Annotated in this window: 1 protein-coding gene; it reads right to left on the bottom strand. The window is 31.9% G+C overall.

The window, feature by feature from the left end; all coding sequences use genetic code 11:
* Nucleotides 1-693 precede the first annotated feature (693 nt).
* Nucleotides 694-1,992, bottom strand: a 1,299-nt coding sequence (locus tag JOC48_RS21105; RefSeq protein ID WP_204502395.1) for a hypothetical protein, incomplete at its 5' end; no start/stop codon positions are given.

Raw genomic sequence — 1,992 nt, 5'->3', positions numbered from 1 at the left:
AAAAGTTATTTTAATCAAAATAAAACGTCAAAGTGATTGAAATGAAGCTATCAAGTGAATAGATTAAATTGCCAAATTATGGAGCAGTTTAAGGTAAGAATGTTTCCAAAATCTAAACATGGATGAAATGACTTAAAGAGGTGACTTAACACACCCAATGGACGTACGGCCGATTGTCCGAGGAAAAAACGCACATCAACACTTTGAGTTCGGTGCAAAACTATCGATCATGAATCTACTGATCTTCCAGATGCAATGCAATCAAAGCATTTGTGAATCGAGCAGACATCTTTCGGGTCTGAAATTAGATGGTCATTCTAAAGAAAAAGAAGGTCGAGGAACAAGATTTTGCAGAACGAAACGCTATTAAAGGGAAATTTAGTGAAGGCAAGCGCGCTTATGTTCTCGGCCTTATTCGAGCACACCTTCAATACACCAGTGAGCAGTGATTGCCCTTTAAGTGCTTGTCAAGAATCTTTCGAAAGCTCTTCGAGACGTTTTTTTGTTTTCCATTAGGAGTCAAAGTCTCATATATAGACAAATCAAAGTAAAATTTCCGTAAATGTATAATGAGTTATTCAGCAATACCTACTTAACAAAAAATGGTGTAACGAACTATTCATAAACATAAATTTCCTAAACAGTCTGACCCCCTATAATAAGAAGATACCTACCATAAAGTATCTCGAAACACTAGTTTGTCAATTTCTTAATTAATTTTTTTAAACGCTCCCCAGATAAACATATATCAGTATAAGCATAAGACAAAAAGCTCTTTCTTACTTCATCAGCATAACTTTTCCAATCTTTATTAGTAAAATACCTGATTATTAATTCAGCTAATTTTTGCGGATCTGATTGAGCCATTTGATCTAAACGATTATAATACCCTGTATAACTTTCAAACTCCTTATTTAAAATAAATACGTTTTTTTCTGCAATCATAGCTTCTATACCGACAGTAGATGTGTATGAAACGACAGCATCTACGTGGGGAAATATGTCATAAATATTATATTTTCGCACAAAGCGAACAAATGGAAACTCTTTACATAGTACATGGGATTTTGAAGTATAATTAGGAAAATCTTTAATCAAGATATTTAAATCAAGCTTTTTCGAAATGGTTTCGATTAAAACTTTCCAACTGTCTAGTTCTCTCCTTCCTCTTATAACAATCAATAATGTTTTCTTCCTAGGATCCAGGTCAAAATATTTATTAAAATTAGCAAGAGAAACTCTACTACGTGAGAATGCTTGATCAAATCTGGGATGACCGATTAAATCAAGGGATTCTGGAGGTACCCCTTTTTTTTGATACCAATCTACCTCAAATTTACCATAAACAGCATCGACTGTTGCAATTTTTGGTAAATAACCTAATCTATTTGAAATTATTCCATGCTGCATACAGATAGTAGGTATACCCTTTTCTGCAGCGACTATTGCTAATATACGATTGGTAGATCTATTAGTAGTTGATATAACAATACATGAAGTAGCAACATCATTTAGAAAGTTGTTATACATTTCAATATAATTTATGACTGTAGCTATTTTATTTAAAAACCAATCTTGAAATGCTTTACTCTGATATAAGTGGTGACCTTTATAAAATTGGATCATAGCTTTTGCCTGTTTTTGTAACTCAGTTATCGCTTTCTCTGTATCACTTTCGTAATTATTTAAAAAATAGATAGGTATTCTATTTGGTATCCTAATTACTTTGGCTCCCTTGATTGTATTGCCATTTTTTAAAAGTAATTTTTTCTTTTTTTTGACCTGTTTTGAGTTTGTTAATACTCTACTACTTTTTCTTGTTGATTCAGTTCTTTGATTAAAAGGAACAAGTCGGACTGTTTTAGATGGATTAAAATAATTACTAAATGTTTTTTGGGGAAAACGGAGCAAATTATCCGTGAATACAACAACTTTTCCGTTTTTATTTTTTACTAACATTTTTTTTTGATGTGATTGAACAAAGCTATTATA

The sequence above is a fragment of the Aquibacillus albus genome (assembly GCF_016908325.1).
In the GTDB taxonomy this organism is placed as follows: domain Bacteria; phylum Bacillota; class Bacilli; order Bacillales; family Amphibacillaceae; genus Aquibacillus_A; species Aquibacillus_A albus.
Note: the sequence above shows the minus strand (reverse complement) of the source record. Positions and strands in the feature narration are given on the sequence as shown.